The following is a 16,672-nucleotide window of genomic DNA, read 5'->3' as shown; positions in this document are numbered from 1 at the left end:
TGACAATAGATTATCTATTTTAAATTTATACCAGAGGTTGCATGCGCAATTGTCAAAGTGGAAGCTACTTTACGGCTTGTCTGAACATTCGGCCAACGCTGCCCTTCGAAGCCACGGTTGTCGTTCTGGCTGCGGCACTGGGTATCAGATTCTCGCCTGACGAGGAAGGGAAATACGAGGAATATCCGGCGTATCGCGCCTTCGCGCTTGGACTGGAAATCGCTCTGTTGGCGCCTCCGCCGCCGGATCTGGACACGCGGGAGATGCGCGACAACTGTTTGCAGCTAATTATCGATACCTGCGCGGACGTATCCGATGGCGGTGCGGACGTGGATATGAGCTCTCTCATTGCGGCGCAATTAAGCTCCGCTACCGAGTTGGAAATTGTGCGTGTCGACGTAGCCCCTGCGTAATCCCCCAGGGCGCTGCGCCCGCATGGGGCATCCGCTGACCGGCCGCTGCAAGATATTGCAGGGCACCCTCATCCCGCCGGCCTCTTCTTCGCCTTCAATAAACTGCCCGCCGCATTTTCCTCGAAGCGGCCCGCCTCTTCTATATAGCCATGCACGGTGCCGTCGTGGCGCCAGCCGCCCTGGCGCTTGATGGCCTGGAAATCGGCGCCGGCCCGGTGCGCGCTGGTGGCCATGCCACGGCGCAGGCTGTGGCTCGACAGTTCCGGCACATAATCGAGCGCAGCCAACCTGGCGCAGCTGGCCAGGATCGTGTTGATGCTGCTCGCGTGCAGCGCTTTCGCGCTGACATGGCCCCATTGATTGATGGGGCGTAACAGCGGCCCCGTGCGGATATGCGCCGCGGCCAGCCAGGCGCGCAAGGCCGTGGCCGGACAGCAGACGCCGTCGCCGAACGGGATCGCCTTGACGATGCCCTCCCCCAGTTGATCCGTTTTCGAGCGGGGCAAGGTGATCACCATGCCCTGCGGCTCCCAGCTCACGTCTTCCAGCATCAACCCCGCCAGTTCGCTGCGCCGGAAACCGCCAAAAAATCCCAGCTGCAGCAAGGCGCTGTCGCGCAATGCCTTGACGCTGCCCAGCGCGGCCAGCCTGGCGACGATCAGCTCCAGGTCTTCCAGCGGCAAGGCTTTGGCCTTTTTCTTCGGCTTGCCGTGCAGGCGCGCGATGCCGGCCAGGGTCTTGCGCACGGTGGGCGTGGATGCGAGGTCGGCAAAGCCCTGGTACACATGCCATTGCGACAGGGCCGTCAGGCGCAGGGCCAGGGTGCGGGCGTTCAGGCTGTCCGCATACGCCAGCAGGTAGCGGATGACGGTGGACTCGTCGGCGGGCAGCGCCCCGCCCCAGGCCTGGAAGTGGCGGATGGCGGAACGGTAGGTGCGGCGCGTGTTGTCGGACGTGGCGGCGGCAAGAAACGCCTGGTGGCGCGCAGCCAGCTCGGCATCGATCAGGGCGCCGTGTAACGGCACAGGAGCCAAGGCGGCGCTTTCGGGCGCGGCGACACGGCGTTTCGAAGGAGGAAAATCGGGCATGGAATCGCTGAAATCGGGCTGATGTACTGGGAAATACGCAGAATACCATGCAAACCACCCCCATAACCCGCGATAAGCGATCTTATCGCGATATATATTTTTCAAAAACGATCAAAATTTATATCGTAATATTATGCGATATTACGTATCATGTAATACGTTACTAAATTTCGCTCATAGGTGATTTCATGGCCCGCACCGGCATTCTGTACTCTGATGTTATGAAAGCAGCCCAAATCGTCGCTGCCGACGGGCGCAATCCCACGGTCGACAGCGTGCGCGAAGCGCTGGGCAGCACGGGCAGCAAGAGCACCATCGCTCCCCTGCTGAAACGCTGGAAGGAAGAGTTCCAGGGAGTGGGCGCCGTGAAAACGGAATCAGGCTTGCCGGCCGAACTGATGGAAGCGATGCGCGGCGTGTACGACAAGCAGCAGCGCGACGTGGCGCAGCAGCTGGAGACGGGCATGCGGGAAAACCGCGCCGAACTCGATGCGGCTTTGGCGCAGCTGAAGAAGACGGAAACGGAACGCTTGAAACTGACGGAGGCGCGCGCCGCCCTCACCCAGGAATTGCGCGCCAAGCAGCACGCGCTGGCGCAATTGAAGGAAGAGCACCATTTCCGCGCCGTCACCCTGGCCACCTTGCACAGCGATAACGCGGGCCTGACGCAGCGCCTGGCCGACCGGGGCGAGGAAATCGCCGCCCTGAACCGCCAGCTGGCGCAGGTGCGTTCGCAGTTCGACCATTACCAGGAAGCGGCCGCCACGCAGCGCAGCGAGGAACGGGCCCAGGCGCAGCAACGGATCAGTCGCCTGGAACAGGACAACGCCCAGCTGCAGCAGCGCCTGCAAGGCCAGCAAGCCACGCTGGTGCAGCAAGACATGCGCCTGGCCCAGCTGCAGGCGGAACAAACGACGCTGGCGGCCCAGGCCGCGGCAGACCGCGAATCCCTGGCGACCGTGCGTCCCGAGCGCGACCAGTTCGAATTTCAGTATCTGCAGGCGGCGGCCTCCGCCGACGCGCTGCTGGCCAAGCTCGACACGGCCCTGCTGGCGCTGAACGACGCCAAGGTGGCGCTGGCCGCGCAAGACCGGCAACTCGACATGCTGGCGGAAAACGGACAACTATCGCAACAGAAAATGGAAGCATTGGCGCAGGAGCGCGACGGTTTACTGCGCGACAATGCCGGCATGGCGGCCAGGCTGGGACTGCTAACCGACAACAAGGAGCAACGCCGGGTTTGAGTGCTTATGGCCTGGGATAGCTACGACTGCCCCAGGACGGGCATCGCCCGCTATCGGGGCTTATCCCATTATTTCGCCTGTCCCATGACGGCCGACGGGGGCGAATATGCGCCGCATTTCACGTTGACGCCGCCCGAGCAAAACTATGACCGTGCTGCCATGGATGCCACGTTTGACAAAGTGGATCCGGCTGGCGGCGCTTGCTTGCGGGCTTCCGACACGCCCAGCACGAACAGGACGACCCACAGCAGGACGCCAAAATAATCGAGGAAATCGAGGCTGGCGAGGAACACGGCGGTATCGTTCGGGTCGCGCGGCCGGTAATGCACGCGGATGTGCGCGCCCGGCGCCATGCTGGCCAGGCGCCAGGCTGTGACGGCCTGTTCGCGGTGGCAGCCGGCGTTGCCTATCCGCGAGACGCCGATGCGCGAGCTGCGGTAGGCCTTGCCATCCACGCTGTAGCGGTAGCTGAGCTTGACGCACCAGTCCTGTGACTTTCCCGTGCGCTGATACATGCTGCTGCGCACGATCTCGGCGCTGGTCACGGGCCAGGCTGGCGAGGCGAGCTTGTCATACACGCGCCAGAAGGAAAAATACGCGGTGGGAAGGGCGAGCAGGATCAGGAACCAGCCCATCATTCTCGCCAGGGCGGGGTCGATGGCGCCAGGGTCTTTCATTGTCCGGGCGGTGCGGCGCGGTAGCGCACCCGTATCCACGCGCCGAGGATGTCCACGCCGCCGTCGCCGGCGTCTTCGACCCAGCCCGCGCGCGCATACAAGCGCCGCGCGCCCGTATTGGCCAGCTGCGTCTTGAGGCTCAGGCGGGGACCGAAGCGCGCCGCCACGGCGGCCAGCAGCTGTGTGCCGATGCCCAGTCCGCTGTGCGCCGGGTGCACATATAAATGGTGCAGGAAATGCTCGGGCGCGTCGCCCGTGTGCACGGCCGCAAAGCCGATGACGATGCCGTCACGCTCGGCAACGAGGATTTCTTCGCCCTGCGTCGCTGCCGTGAAAGCGGCGGCGCTGGCGACAGGGCCGAAGGTGTCGCGCCCCGCCAGCGCCAGGATGGCGGCGCAGGAAAGCGTGTCCGCCAGCGCGAATGGCCGAAGCGTGGCTGGCGTCATGCGGCGGCGCGCACGTGAGGCGATGCCGTGGCGAAATGAGGACGAAGCATGGGGGCCCGTATCAGTTGTCGGAATGCCATTATACAGTCACAAACGGCGGTTCAGCACGCTGTCGATATCGTGGGTTTTCAATTCCACTTCGAGCGTGCCGTCTTGCAGCCAGTAACCGTCGTCCCCCTGGCGTAGCGCATCCAGATCGAGCGTGCCCAGCGCTGGCGGGATGGCGCCAGCGAGAACAGCCGCTGCATCGTCCCAGGCCGCATACAACAGTTTCAGGTACCAGCCGTCGTCGTGGGCAAAGGCGAGGAAGCGGTTTTGCAGGGTGGCCAGCCCCGTGCGCCGCGACGCGGCGGCGTGATAGGCCAGCGCCGCGGCCACGTCTCCATCCTGCGGCGGCGGCGCCGCGCCCCGCCAGTCGGCCCAGGCATGGCTGCCGCAGGCGTGCAGGTCTTCCCGGGCCAGGGCCGGCAACTGTTGCCGCGCCAGGGTCTGGTAGCCGGCCGGCTTCCTGGCCGTCCCGGCGCTGCCCTTGCGCAGCACGATGCCGCCGGACTCGCCCAGGGCGGGGAGAAAATCCTTGAATTCGATGCCGGAAGCGACCAGCATGCGCTCGGCCGGGTCGTGCCACAGATACAGATAATGTCTCAAGTCGGAGTCCGTTTGGGTTTCGGTGTCGTATTCAGCGCCACGGCGGCGCGTATCAGCGCCTTGAATGCTGCCGTATCGAGGTGCGCGCCTTCGTGCAGGTCGATGGCCCGGCGCGTGTTGCCGTCCAGGCTGGCATTGAACAGGCCGGCCGGATCGGGCAAGGCGGCGCCCTTGGCGAAGGTGAGTTTCACGGCCAGTTTATAGGTTTCGCCCGTGCAAATCATGCCCGCGTGCGACCAGACGGGCACGCCGCGCCATTTGACTTCCTCGACCACGTCCGGGTCCGCCTGGCGTATCAGTGCGCGCACCGTGGCCAGCGTCTTGCCGCGCCAGTCGGCCAGCGCGGCGATTTTCGCGTCGATCAGGCGAGTAGCGGACTCGGCGCTCACCGCGCCATCCTGGGACTGCGTAGTTGGCTCTGCTTTTTTCATGGCGGTGATCTCCTTTCCTGGCCTGCCTGTGCCTGTGTGCGCCTGCCTTACGGCGCGGGATCGGCCATGCAAGCGGCCAGCGAGCTGATGAACTGGTCGCGCAAGGCCTGGTACTGCGCATCCGTCGCGAATTCCCGTTTGTCCGCCGGCTGGTTGAGCAGATAGGCGGTGGCGACCGTCCCGCTGGCGGCATGCAGCAAGGTGTATAAACTGATGATGCCCGCCGATTGCGTAACATTGGGATTGTTCAATCCTAGCACTTCCACGCCCTGGCGCGCGTCCGTTTCCAGCGACACCAATTGGGGCGCCTTGCTGTTGGCGGCCATCTGCTGCATCTGCGCCACGATGGTGTCGCGGTCGGCGGCAAACCTGCCTGCGGCGCTGCGTTCGATTTTCAGGTTCACCAGGGGCAAGCTACCCTTGTGGAACAGCATCAGCCGATAGCCATCGGCCGTCGATACCTGCCCCTCTCCCGTCGCCAGCTTGACGCTGCGCGTCGTCACGTGCGCGGGCAGGCGGTCTTGCTGCCGGAACTGGAACTCGCTGCGGTTGATGCATTGCGCCAACGGCCCCAGGGGATCGGCCGTGCGGTCTTGCGCCTGGGCGGCCAGGGCGGCAACGAGCATGGGGATGGCAAGCAATGGGCGGTGATTCATGAGCAGCATCAGTCAGGAGTGAAGGTGCCGCGAGCATAACCGTCCATATTGCCAGAAGGCAAATGTTTAGTTGCCATCCTCTAAAGCCCGCGTGCGTGGCTTCTTAATAGGAAATTCACCTGGCCCGCGTAGCATTCAGATTGGCAAGGCTCTCATTGTGCAGCGCCTGCCCTTTTCCGGCTGAATCATGAATGACATCGCTTTACCCCTGCACCACGGCGCCGCCGTGCCGCACCCTGCCAGCGGCCACCGCTTGAAAGCGGCGCTGGGCGCCCTCTTCTTTCCCCGCCAGCGCACGCGCTGGCAAGCTTTCCTGGGCAGCATGCCCGGCCTGAATTCGCTGGCGCAGCTGCATCCTTGCTTGCGCTTCAAGATTTACCGCCCTTACGCCTCGCGCCGGCTCGGTTGCGCGGACAGACTGGCCTTGCTGGAAGGCCATTACCGCTTCCTGTGGCAAGCCGGGGCGCGCGCCCTGGTCGAGCGGGCCGCACGCCAGCCCGTGGTGCTGGCCGCGTTCGAAGGCAAGGATGGGGCGCTGTACCGCTTGCAGCTGACGGCCATCCACGACAGCTACCGCGAAGGCGAACTGTGCCTGCGCCTGACGCGCGACGGCCAGCCGTTCTACCTGGCCAGCTTCCTGTTCCTGCCGCGCGCCGATGGCGTGTCCCTGCAACTGGGCGCGCTGCAAGGCTTGCGCTCGGAAGCGGGCGCGCAAGCCGTGAAGGCGGCCACGCGGGCGCTGCACGGTTGCCGCCCGAAAAACCTGATGGTGACGGCCCTGCGCGATTTCGGCGATTTTTTTGCCTGCAATAACCTGTTTTTGATCAGCAATGACAACCGCATCGCCCTGAATGCGCGGCGCCGGCGCCATATCGCCGCCGATTACGACCTGGCGTGGCAGGAATTGCATGCCTTGCGCATGCGCGACGGTAATTATCACCTGCCCTGCGCCCCCTACCGGGCGCCCGACTTGGCCGACGTGCCATCGAAGAAACGGGCCGATGCGCGCCGACGCGGTGAGTTGCTGCAATGCATGTCTGCCGACATGCGCGCGCAGCTGGCGTGCCTGCTGGAAGCGCCGATGGCTGAACATTGAGCAAACGCAAGCCTTGCCATACCGGCAAACATAAAACTCAGGCAACCTTCATGTTGGGCCCGTATCCTTCACCAGGCATGCCAGCCACCTTCCCCATGCGCCGGCGTGCCTTCGATCCACTCTGGACAAGGTTACCCATGACATCCACTTTCGCCCTCCTCCCCCTTTGCCTCGCCGGCAGCGCTGCACTGGCCGCGCCCGCGCTGGACGACGCCGTGCGCCAGCGCGCGGAAGAACTCACGCGCACGGGCTTGCACGCCAGCATCGTCATCGCCGTGATCGAAGGCAAGGACAGCGCCGTGTATGGTTTTGGCAGCAGCCAGACAGGCAAGAGCGCCAAGCCTGGCGCCGACACCGTCTACCAGATCGGCTCCGTCACCAAGACCATGACGGCCTTGCTGCTGGCCAACGCCGTCGTCGATGGCAAGGCCAAGCTCGACGAGCCCGTGGCGGCCTTGTTGCCGGGCTATACCGTGCCTGCCTTCGATGGAAAAACGATCAGCCTGCTCGACCTGGCCACGCATTATTCCTCGCTGCCGCGCTTGCCCGACAACTTCACGCCCAAGGACCCGGCCAACCCGTATGCCGATTACACGGAAGCGAAGCAGCGGCAGTTTCTCGCCGCCTACCACCTGCCGCGCGCGCCAGGCACGGCCTTTGACTACTCGAACATCGGCTACGCCGTGCTGGGCACGGCCCTGGCCGCCCAGGCCGGCACCAGCTATGAAGCGCTGCTGCAAAAGCGCATCGCCGTGCCGCTCGGCATGCGTTCCACCTCGAACAAGCCCACGCACGGCATGCTGGCGCGCCTGGCGCCCGGCCATCTGCTGTCGGGCGAAGCCACGCCCGCCTGGGATTTGAATGTGGTGGCGCCGGCCGGCGGCGTGTATTCCAGCGCCCGCGACATGGTCGCCTACCTGCAGGCGTATATGTTCAAGCCGCTGCGCCCGTATGCGCTGGCGATCCAGCCGCAGCGTCCGGTGGCGTCCGGCGACGACACGAAAATCGGCTTGTCCTGGCTGCTGGAACAGCGACAGGGCCAGGCCTACGCCTGGCACAGCGGCCAGACGGGCGGCTACAGCAGCTATGCGGCGTTCACGACGGACGGCAAGCGGGGCGTGGTGGTGCTGACGAATACGGCGCGCGACGTCGATGCGCTGGGCTTGTCCACCTTACTGCCCGGCACGCCCCTGCCGCCGTTGAAAAAGCCGCAAGCGGCCATCGACGTGCCGCGCGCCGCGCTCGCCGAGTACGTTGGCGAGTATCCACTGGACAAGGATTTCACCTTGACGGTGAGCCTGGGCAAGCAAGGCCTGGAAGCGGCCGGCACGGGCATGGGATCCGCCCCCTTGTTTGCCAGCGCGAAAGACCAATTCTTCTTCCGCGCCATCGATGCGGAGCTGGCATTTACGCGCGATGCGGCGGGCAAGATCGCCAGCGCCGTGCTCAAGCAAAGCGGGCAGGACACGGTCTTGCCGCGCAAACCGTAGCGATCAAGCTGCCGGGTCTTGCATGAATTGCTCGACCCGCGCGACAAACTCCGCCTTGCTGCGCGTGCGAAACTCGCCCAGGAAGGCGTCGCTGCCCTGCACGATCTTGCCGTCGCGGTCGTATGCCACCTTGCCCATTTCCAGCACGAATTCGCCCTGCGGATCGTCTTCCGGCTCGAAGTGCGAATTGAAACAGTAACCGCTGTCGCGGCAGCTGCCCCACAGCAGCAATGCGCTGCTGAACCATTCCATGGTGTCCGGGCCCGGCTCCACCTCGAACAGGGTGTTGACGGTGATGTGCCAGCCGCCCGGTACGCGCAGCGGCTGCAAGGGATAGGGAAAGCGTGGCGGTTTCATGGGGACGGCGGCGCGCGGCGCGTCTGATAAAAGGCAAGGAATTGTGCGGCCGGCAGCGCTTTGGCGAACAGCCAGCCCTGGCCGAATTCGACTTTGCGTTCCAGCAAATAATCGGCTTGCTGCTGCGTTTCGATGCCTTCGGCCACGATCAGCATGTTCAGGGTGCGGGCCATGGCGATGATGTGCGGCGTGACGCTGCTGGTGGCGGCGTCCGTGCCGATGGTGTCGACGAACGATTTGTCGATCTTCAAGGCGTCGAGCGGCAGGTTTTGCAGACTCGACAGGCTGGAATAGCCGGTGCCGAAGTCGTCGATGGCCACGGCATGGCCGCGCGCCCTGGCCTTTTCGATGGTGGCGCGCGCCGCTTCCACGTTGATGAAGCCCCGCTCCGTCGCTTCCAGCCAGATCTGCTGCGCCTCGATGCCCGTGCCGGCCAATGCCCGTTCCAGCACGTCGAGCACGCGGCCCGTTTCGATATCGCTGGCGCACAGGTTGATGGCGATGTGCAGGTCGCGGTCGGCCAGCAGCGCGGCGCGCATGTCGGCGATGACGCAAGCGATCACCTGGTCGGTGATGGGCAGGATGAGGTCACCTTCCTCGGCCACGGGGATGAACAGGTCGGGCCGTATCATGCTGCCATCGGGACGGCGCCAGCGTATCAGCGCTTCGGCGCCCACGCATACGCCCGTGTCGAGGGCGATGATCGGCTGATAATGGACAAAGAATTCGCGCCGGTCGATGGCGATGCGCAACTCGCCCATCAGCGACAAACGGCGGCGCGACAGCCACACGACGATGCCGACGAGGAAGGCAGCCATCAGCAGGCCCAGCGGCAAGAGCAGCAGCTGTTCGCGCCGCAGCCTGTCGTTCAGCTTGCTACGCGGTTCGATCATGACGGCCGTCAAGCCATCGCGGTACAGCATGGCATGGATGCTGCCGTCCGGCACGGCGCCGGCCGCCGCCGGCTGGCCGGCCAGCAAGGCTTGCACCAGCGCCGGGTCCGGATGGTGCAAGGTGTCGAGCACGCCCCGCTTGCCGATGGCCACGGCCATCTGGATATCGCTGTCGACGATGACGTCGGAAAAGCGCACGGGATCGATCAGCACCTTGTAGGCGCGATACGACAGCCCCACCATGCGCTTGCCGCCGCTGACGACGGGGCGCAGGTCGAAATCGAGGCCCATGCCATTGTCCAGGGTAAAGTCGGCGGGCGTGACGGCGATGCGCTCTTCCTCGATGCCCGTGGACGTGCATTTGAGTAAGCCGTTTTCCACATAGCCGATATCGTCGATGCTGCGCGTGGTGATGGTGATGCGGCGCAATTGCTGGACATGGGCTTCCGAACACGGCGCCAGCTCCAGCGCATCGGCGCTGCGCAGGGCCATGCTGGCCGAGGCGATCGAACGGTGGGCGCGCTCGAGCGCGTAACCGGCCAGCAGGCGCAGGCGTTCCTGCTCGCCCTGCTCGGCCCGCACGGACGACAGGTAGAAGGCCAGGCTCAGGGGAGCGGCCACGCCGATGACGGCCACCAGCACGCTGGTGACGATGATGCGTTTTCTGCGCATGTGATTACCTGCGGTAGTTATATGATTGCCATGTATTTCCTGATGGCATCATATTACAAGCAGAGGCCGCGCACGCAGAACTTGCTGAACAGTTACACTTTTTCCAGCGGCCTTGCCAGCACGAACACCAGCGCCGCCACCACGGCCGCGAGGCCGCCAGCCAGGTACAGCACGCTGGCAAAGCCGTCGATGAAGGCGTGCCGCGCCGCTTCCTGCGCCACGGCTTGCAGGGCGGGCGGCAGCTGGCCGAAGGCGTCGGACGCGTTGCCGGCGACGATGCGACCGATCATTTCCGGCGAAGCCTTCAAGCCGTGCAGCCACGCCAGTTGCTCGAACGAGGCGGCCGTGCGCATGGCCAGCACGGCGCCCAGCGCGCCCACGGCCAGCACGATGCCGACAAAGCGGGTGGTGGTGCTGATGCCGGACCCCATGCCCGTGCGTTCCCTGGGGATGCAGGCGAGGATGGCCTTTTGCGTCGTACCGTTGAGCAATCCGGCGCCCGCCCCCGTGACGACCATGCCCGCCGCCACCCAGCCGTACTGCAGGCTGGCGGCGGCCAGGGCCGTGGCCACGTTGCCCGCGGCGACGATCAACAGCCCCGTCACGAGGATGCCGCGGTCGTCCAGGTAATGCATGGCGCGCGGCGCCAGGCGCGACAGCACGACCATGGCGACGGCAAACGGCAGCATGGCGCAGCCGGCCAGCACGGCGGAAAAGCCGAAGGCGTTCTGCAGATACAGCGGTAAAAAGGTCATCATCACTTGCGCGGCGATGGCGTAGCCGAACATGCCCAGCACGGCGCCGACGAACACGCGCCGGCCAAACAGGGATAAATCGACCATGGGCGCGCGCTGGCGCCGCTCCACCAGCACGAATACCAGCAGCAGCGCCGCGCCGGCGACAAAGCGCAGCAGGGTGGCGCGGCTGGACCAGCCCGCCACACTGGCGTCGATCAGGCCCCAGATGATGCAGAACAGGCCGGCGGAAAACAGCAGCGCGCCCGCCGGGTCGAAGCTGGCGTTGGACGCATCCTTCGATTCGTCCACATGGCGCTGCACCAGCCACATCAGGATGGCGACGACGGGCAAGTTCAGGTAGAAAATCCAGCGCCAGTTGATGGCGCTCGTGATCAGGCCGCCCAAGAGGGGCGCCACCGTCATGGCCACGCCCATGGCCGCGCCCCACACGGACCAGGCGCGCGCCCGCTCCTTTTCCGCATGAAACGTGTGGCCGATGACGGCCAGCGCGGAGGTGAGCAGCAGCGCGGCGCCGAGGCCCTTGACGGCGCGCGCCACGTTGAGCACGAACGGCGTCCAGGCCAGGCCGCACAACAGGGACGCCAGCGCGAACACGGCCAGGCCAAACAGCATCACCCTGCGCCGTCCCAGGCGGTCGGCGATGCTGCCGGCTGGCAACAGGAATGAGGCGAACGCCAGCATGTAGGCGCTGACCACCCATTCCACGTCGACGAAGCTGGCGTTGAGCGAGCGGGCGATCGACGGCAGGGAAACGGCCACCACGTTGGTGTCGAGCATGATCAGCGCGCACACGCCCGAGCACGTATATAAGGTCCAGTTGGTATTCTTCATGCCCCGATTGTAAGCACGCTTGTATTATTTCCTGTTATAAGATGATCGCCTTATAATTCACTGATGGTGAATACAGACAAAGACATGGAATTGCGGCATTTCCGCTGCGTGCTGGCCGTCGCGCACAGCCTGCACTTCGCGCGGGCCGCCGCGGAACTCGGCATTTCGCCGCCCGCGCTGACCAAGCAGATGCAGGAAACGGAAAGCCTGCTCGGCACGCGCCTGTTCCAGCGCAGCAAGCGCGCCGTGGCCCTGACGGCGGCCGGCGAATTGTTCGTCATCGAAGCCACCCGCGCGCTGGGGCAGCTGGCGCAGGCGCAGGAAGTGGCGCGGCGGGCGGGACGGGGCGAGCTGGGACGGCTGGAAATCGGCTATGTGGCCTCGGCCGCCTACTCAGGCGTGCTGCAAGACCAGTTCGCCCGCTTTCGCGCCAGCCACCCCGGCATCCACATCGGTGCGCGCGAATACGCGATGGATGCCCTGCCCGGCTTGCTGGACCAGGGCCGGGTGGACCTGGCGTTCGTGCGCCCGCCCCTGCACTTGCCGGACGGACTCGACAGCGTGGTCTTGCTGCGCGATCGCTTCGTGCTGGCCGTGCAAGCGGACAGCCCGCTGGCCCGCCTCGGCGTGGCGGGGCCGGCCGCGCTGGCGCAACAGGCGTTCATCGTGCCGGAACAGGGATTGGGGACACTGGAGGTGAGCCGGCGCGGCGGCTTTGCGGCCCAGGTGGTGTCGCGCCCGGGCAGCCTGGTGGCCGTGCTGACGGAAGTGTCGCTGGGCGTGGGCTGCGCCATCGTGCCCCACTCGGTGATGGCCAGCGTGCAATTGCCCGGCGTGGTATTCCGCGAGCTGGAAGGGCCGCTGATCAGCTCGGAAATCGCCGTGGCCTTCCGCCGCCACGAACAGGCGCCCGCCGCGCGCGCCTTCATCGCCCAGCTGCGCGCGGCGGCGCTGACTTAAGGTCAACCGCCTTTCAATACGGCCACGGCGTAGGTGCAGGCCGTGGCCGTTTCATTCCTGAACACGCAGTCGGCCGGCGGGCCCAGTTCCAGGCAGTCGCCCTCGTCCAGCACGTGGCGGCTCTCCCCTTCGAGGAAGACGAGGCTGCCGCTGAGCGACCAGATGAGTTGCCGCCGCGACGCGTAGGCGGCGGCCGGCATGGCCACCACGGCGCCGGGCGGCAAGGTAATATGCACGAGGTCGAGCGGCATGTCGGACGCGGGCGACACGTGGCGCCGCACATAGCTGCTCTGCGGGTCGATCCACACGGGCTGGTCAGCCTGGCGCAGCAAGCGCCCTGCGCGCATTTCGGCGCGGGCGATCAATTCGGACATGCTCAGGTCGAAGGCGCCCGACAGGCGCGCCAGCAAGGTGGCCGTGGGGCTGCAATCGCCCCGCTCCACCTTGTGCACCATCGCGCGCGACACGCCAGAGCGGGCCGCCAGCTCCGTCAGCGACCAGCCCAGGCTTTCCCGCTCGAGGCGCACCCTGGCGCCGATGCGCTGGTTCAATTCGTCTGGTTTAGTGGACATGATCAGGATTTATTGGACAAAAGCGTGGGCGGCAATCTATGATTTGTCCATTATAGTAGACGCCTAGCAAGGAGAGCAACATGCAGATACGCGATGCCCATGCGGGCGACATCGAGGCCATCACGGCCATCTACAACGATGCCGTCAGCAATACCCTGGCCATCTGGAATGAACGGACGGTCGATGCGGCCAACCGCGCCGCCTGGCTGGCCGACCGCGAAAAGGCCGGCTATCCCGTGCTCGTCGCCATCGATGCGGAAGAAAATGTGGCCGGCTACGCCTCGTTCGGCGACTGGCGCCCGTTCGAGGGTTTTCGGCATACGGTCGAGCATTCCGTGTACGTGCGCGCCGATCGGCGCGGCGCCGGGGTCGGCAAGGCCTTGATGGGGGAATTGATCGCGCGGGCGCGCGGCCTGGGCAAGCACGTGATGGTGGCGGGTATCGAAGCGGGCAATGCCGGCTCGATCGCCCTGCACAAGCAGCTGGGCTTCGAAGAGGTGGGATTGATGCGCCAGGTGGGCACCAAGTTCGGCGCCTGGCTGGACCTGGCGTTCCTGCAGCTGCAGCTCGATACGCGCAGCGATCCGGACGGCGTCGCGCCGCCCGGTTGAGGTCAAACAAATATCAAGGAGCGCGCATCAGAGATCGATCTCCGGTGGCGGGCGGCGCAGCGCCATATGTTCCCACACGGCCACCAATACCAGCACGCAGCTGGTGATGCAGGCCAGGGTCAGGGGCGAATACAGCCGGCCATACGCCATCGGGATCAGCGCCAGGATGATCAAGATGCCCAGCAGATGCGACAGCGGCGGCGTGGCGCGGTCGTTGCTGACCCATTTAAACAAGGCATTGCCCAGCAGATACAGGATCGGGCCGCCCAGCAAGGCGCTGATGCCGGCGAAGCTCGCTTCGTCCGGATGCACGAGGGCCAGCTCGTCGGCCACGGCGGAAACGATCACGCCGCCCACGATCAGCACGTGGATATACGTGTAAGCCTTGCGGGCGATGCGGCCCGGGTCCTTCGAGTGGGCGATGCGGTGGTGGCCCGCCTCGGCGCCCGTGTCGAAATAGATCCACCACATGGCGATGCTGCCAACCAGGGCCGACAAAAAGCCCAGCCAGTTGGCGGCCGTCCATTCCAGGCCGGCGAAGGTGGCGCCCGTCACCAGCAACGATTCGCCCAGGGCGATGATGACGAACAGCGCGCAGCGCTCGGCCATGTGGCCGCCGTCGACATCCCAGTCTGCCGTCAAGGAGCGGCCCAGGCCCGGCATGCCGAACTGCATCCAGGGACCGGCCAGGTCGATCAACAGGGCCGCGCCCCACCAGAAGATGCGCTGCTCGGGCGACGCGATGCCGCCGGCGATCCAGAAGATGCCGGACAGCACGGCCCACAGGGCGATGCGCTGGAAATTGCGGCGGCGCGACAGTTCCTCATGGCGCACGGCCCACCAGGCGAACAGGGGCCGGCCCACCTGCATGGCGACGTAGGCGCCGGCAAAACCGAGGCCCCGCGTGCCGAACGCTTCGGGAATCGAGGCCGACATGAGCAAGCCGCCCAGCATCATGGCGAACAGGCTGATGCGCACGGGAATGCGTTCGGGATCGAGCCAGTTGGTGATCCACGAGGTAAAGATCCACACCCACCAGACGGCCATCAACAGCAGGCCCGTCTGCAGCCAGCCCATGGCGCTCAGGTGCGCCAGCAAGCCGTGCGACAGTTGCGTGACGGCAAATACGAACACGAGGTCGAAGAACAGCTCGATCATGCCCACCTTGCCGCTGTCCTGCACGCCGCGCTGGCGCAGCAGGGAAATGCGATTATTCATTTTTTTCCTTGCATAAATACCGGACCGGCGCCCGCGGCGCTGGCCAAAACGGCACGATGATAGCAGATGGGGATGGCGGCCATGGCGACGCCCTGCGGTCGGCACGCGTTTGCTCTTCCGTCCGAATTTCGTTACGATGGGCCGCATGCGCGGGACACCACCTCCACCATGTATCAGCTGAATTGGCGCGGCCCCTGGCTCGCTGCCGTGCTGCTGCTATCGCTCGGTGGCGACGCCCCGGCGCTGGCGCGCCAGCTGGCCGAACCGGCCCCCGCGTGCCGGGCGCCGCAAACCATGGCGCTGACGGTCAACAGCGACGCCATCGCCACGGCCAGCAACGATATCAATGACAACACCCTGGTGGCGCTGCGCGCCAACGGCACCGCGTACTGGACGGTTTTATTGTCGACAGCGAATATCCTGCTGCAGCTGGGCGCCGACCGCGGCGATACCATCGTGACGTTCCAGAAAGGACTGACCCTGCGTTTCCAGGCGCTCGGTCCGCAGCAATATCAAATCCTCATCGATGGCCCCATCCTCGATGACGGCACGCAATACACACTGACTGGCAAGGTGGTAGCCGTTTTTGAACGCTGTCCGGCCCTGCCCGCGCCGGCCCCGCAATAAAGCCGCGCAGGCCATCTATTTAAATCAATAAACCGTTTATATTCAATTGCATTTCCTATTCCGCTTGCCTGCCGCCGCGCAAAATGGCCGGCGGCACATTCCCGCGCCGCGTCCGGAAGCCGCATTATTCTTGCCTTCGCGACAATTCGAGAGAATCGCGCAAAAAAATAGGCATAGAATCGCTACTCGTCATGCGCAATTGCCGGCACGGTTATATTACGAATAGCCGGAAACTACTTTTTTGAATAAGAAAATAAGAAAAATATTAATCAATTCCGGATTGATTAATATCAAATGTCTTGTCTTTATTTGAAATTGCGTATTGTCCCGCCATATTTTTATGGCATGGTCGCAATGCCGTCGCAATACCGTTTCCACCGACTTACCCAACTGCCCCGAACCTGTCGGCCACGGGGCGCCCACCGCAAGTGCAGGCCGATATCACCTCATGGAGAATGTCATGTCTAACTTACCTCGCGTCGAAGTCACCAACCATACGCTGGCCTCCGGCCAAAGCGTCACCACCAACACCACGCCGAACAGCATCGCGCTGTCCATCGCCAGCGGCGACAGCAACAACCAGACCGGCATCGCCTTCCAGTTCCAGGGCCGCACCACGTACTGGAATCCCAGCGTCACCACGGGTTTTACCACGGCCAAGCTGGCCAGCGACACGGGCAACGGCGTCGTCACGTGGAAAGCCGGCCTGACGGTCACCTACTCGCCGCAAAGCACGGGCCTGTATAACGTGCTGCTCTCCGGCGACATCGTCGACAGCGGCACCTTGTATAGCTACACGGGCTTCGTGCTGGCCACCTTTACCTCCAACTCGCAGTAAGCGGCGGTTCCGCGCCCGCCTGCGGGCGGGCGCTCTGGATGGCCGCCCGCCACCGCGTCCAGGCAAGCCACCTGGCCATCCGACGCCCTTCCGGGCCCACCCGTTGTAAACGATTGCGTTGCCGCGCGGCAGCCATGCCGCCGCAT

At 64.9% G+C, this 16,672-nt stretch carries 18 protein-coding genes and 1 pseudogene; 8 read left to right on the top strand and 11 right to left on the bottom strand.

Going from position 1 to position 16,672, the window contains the following annotated elements; all coding sequences use genetic code 11:
- Window positions 1–41: 41 nt before the first annotated feature.
- Window positions 42–413, top strand: a complete 372-nt coding sequence (locus tag O0881_RS02135; protein WP_289909903.1) for a hypothetical protein — start codon at window positions 42–44, stop codon at window positions 411–413.
- Window positions 414–481: 68 nt separating this feature from the next.
- Here O0881_RS02135 and O0881_RS02130 read toward each other — a convergent pair whose 3' ends face one another.
- Window positions 482–1,501, bottom strand: coding sequence for a tyrosine-type recombinase/integrase (locus tag O0881_RS02130; protein WP_289909902.1), 1,020 nt, complete (start codon window positions 1,499–1,501; stop codon window positions 482–484).
- A gap of 221 nt (window positions 1,502–1,722) precedes the next feature.
- On the opposite strand from O0881_RS02130, the gene O0881_RS02125 reads away from it, so the two are divergent.
- Window positions 1,723–2,745, top strand: a complete 1,023-nt coding sequence (locus tag O0881_RS02125; RefSeq protein ID WP_289909901.1) for a DNA-binding protein — start codon at window positions 1,723–1,725, stop codon at window positions 2,743–2,745.
- Window positions 2,746–2,888: 143 nt separating this feature from the next.
- Here O0881_RS02125 and O0881_RS02120 read toward each other — a convergent pair whose 3' ends face one another.
- The 5 genes from O0881_RS02120 to O0881_RS02100 form a co-directional block, all read right to left on the bottom strand.
- Window positions 2,889–3,422 (bottom strand): DUF3592 domain-containing protein, encoded by a 534-nt coding sequence (locus tag O0881_RS02120; protein WP_289909900.1) that lies wholly within the window; start codon window positions 3,420–3,422, stop codon window positions 2,889–2,891.
- On the bottom strand, window positions 3,419–3,868 hold the full coding sequence (locus tag O0881_RS02115) for a GNAT family N-acetyltransferase (protein ID WP_289909899.1): 450 nt from the start codon (window positions 3,866–3,868) through the stop codon (window positions 3,419–3,421). The genes O0881_RS02120 and O0881_RS02115 overlap by 4 nt, the downstream gene beginning before the upstream one ends.
- Before the next feature lie 87 nt (window positions 3,869–3,955).
- Entirely contained in the window at window positions 3,956–4,516 is a 561-nt protein-coding gene (locus O0881_RS02110) for a hypothetical protein (RefSeq protein ID WP_289909898.1), read from the bottom strand.
- On the bottom strand, window positions 4,513–4,947 hold the full coding sequence (locus tag O0881_RS02105; RefSeq protein WP_289909897.1) for a DUF1801 domain-containing protein: 435 nt from the start codon (window positions 4,945–4,947) through the stop codon (window positions 4,513–4,515). The genes O0881_RS02110 and O0881_RS02105 overlap by 4 nt, the downstream gene beginning before the upstream one ends.
- A 47-nt stretch (window positions 4,948–4,994) precedes the next feature.
- Window positions 4,995–5,603 (bottom strand): hypothetical protein, encoded by a 609-nt coding sequence (locus O0881_RS02100; RefSeq protein ID WP_289909896.1) that lies wholly within the window; start codon window positions 5,601–5,603, stop codon window positions 4,995–4,997.
- A 187-nt stretch (window positions 5,604–5,790) separates the two neighbouring features.
- On the opposite strand from O0881_RS02100, the gene O0881_RS02095 reads away from it, so the two are divergent.
- Together O0881_RS02095 and O0881_RS02090 are read left to right on the top strand one after the other, a co-directional pair.
- Entirely contained in the window at window positions 5,791–6,699 is a 909-nt protein-coding gene (locus tag O0881_RS02095; RefSeq protein ID WP_289905011.1) for a DUF535 family protein, read from the top strand.
- Window positions 6,700–6,836: 137 nt separating this feature from the next.
- On the top strand, window positions 6,837–8,189 hold the full coding sequence (locus O0881_RS02090; RefSeq protein WP_289909895.1) for a serine hydrolase: 1,353 nt from the start codon (window positions 6,837–6,839) through the stop codon (window positions 8,187–8,189).
- Between the two features lie 3 nt (window positions 8,190–8,192).
- Here the strand turns inward: O0881_RS02090 and O0881_RS02085 are convergent, their stop codons facing one another.
- The 3 genes and pseudogenes from O0881_RS02085 to O0881_RS02075 all read right to left on the bottom strand — a co-directional run.
- Entirely contained in the window at window positions 8,193–8,546 is a 354-nt protein-coding gene (locus O0881_RS02085; protein ID WP_289905013.1) for a hypothetical protein, read from the bottom strand.
- Window positions 8,543–10,111, bottom strand: a complete 1,569-nt coding sequence (locus O0881_RS02080) for an EAL domain-containing protein (RefSeq protein ID WP_289909894.1) — start codon at window positions 10,109–10,111, stop codon at window positions 8,543–8,545. Before O0881_RS02080 ends, O0881_RS02085 begins: the two co-directional genes overlap by 4 nt.
- A gap of 92 nt (window positions 10,112–10,203) precedes the next feature.
- Window positions 10,204–11,703 (bottom strand): annotated as a pseudogene (locus tag O0881_RS02075) (MFS transporter); the annotation flags it as partial.
- 60 nt (window positions 11,704–11,763) lie between these two features.
- Here O0881_RS02075 and O0881_RS02070 point away from each other — a divergent pair.
- On the top strand, window positions 11,764–12,660 hold the full coding sequence (locus O0881_RS02070; RefSeq protein WP_289909893.1) for a LysR substrate-binding domain-containing protein: 897 nt from the start codon (window positions 11,764–11,766) through the stop codon (window positions 12,658–12,660).
- A gap of 2 nt (window positions 12,661–12,662) precedes the next feature.
- On the opposite strand, the gene O0881_RS02065 is transcribed toward O0881_RS02070, so the two are convergent.
- On the bottom strand, window positions 12,663–13,232 hold the full coding sequence (locus O0881_RS02065; RefSeq protein WP_289909892.1) for an XRE family transcriptional regulator: 570 nt from the start codon (window positions 13,230–13,232) through the stop codon (window positions 12,663–12,665).
- A gap of 80 nt (window positions 13,233–13,312) precedes the next feature.
- Here O0881_RS02065 and O0881_RS02060 point away from each other — a divergent pair, with 80 nt between their 5' ends.
- Complete coding sequence (locus O0881_RS02060) at window positions 13,313–13,843, top strand: GNAT family N-acetyltransferase (RefSeq protein WP_289909891.1); 531 nt, start codon at window positions 13,313–13,315, stop codon at window positions 13,841–13,843.
- Window positions 13,844–13,870: 27 nt separating this feature from the next.
- Here O0881_RS02060 and O0881_RS02055 read toward each other — a convergent pair whose 3' ends face one another.
- Window positions 13,871–15,061: a low temperature requirement protein A gene (locus O0881_RS02055; RefSeq protein WP_289909890.1), complete on the bottom strand. Its 1,191-nt coding sequence runs from the start codon at window positions 15,059–15,061 to the stop codon at window positions 13,871–13,873.
- Between the two features lie 168 nt (window positions 15,062–15,229).
- Here O0881_RS02055 and O0881_RS02050 point away from each other — a divergent pair, with 168 nt between their 5' ends.
- Both O0881_RS02050 and O0881_RS02045 read left to right on the top strand, forming a co-directional pair.
- Window positions 15,230–15,688 carry a hypothetical protein gene (locus O0881_RS02050; RefSeq protein WP_289909889.1) on the top strand — a complete coding sequence of 153 codons (459 nt, stop codon included), beginning with the start codon at window positions 15,230–15,232 and terminating at the stop codon, window positions 15,686–15,688.
- Between the two features lie 460 nt (window positions 15,689–16,148).
- Window positions 16,149–16,526 carry a hypothetical protein gene (locus O0881_RS02045; RefSeq protein ID WP_251348792.1) on the top strand — a complete coding sequence of 126 codons (378 nt, stop codon included), beginning with the start codon at window positions 16,149–16,151 and terminating at the stop codon, window positions 16,524–16,526.
- The last annotated feature ends 146 nt before the right edge of the window (window positions 16,527–16,672 follow it).

The organism is Janthinobacterium sp. SUN100 (assembly GCF_030397705.1).
GTDB lineage: Bacteria > Pseudomonadota > Gammaproteobacteria > Burkholderiales > Burkholderiaceae_D > Janthinobacterium > Janthinobacterium kumbetense.
Note: the sequence above shows the minus strand (reverse complement) of the source record. Positions and strands in the feature narration are given on the sequence as shown.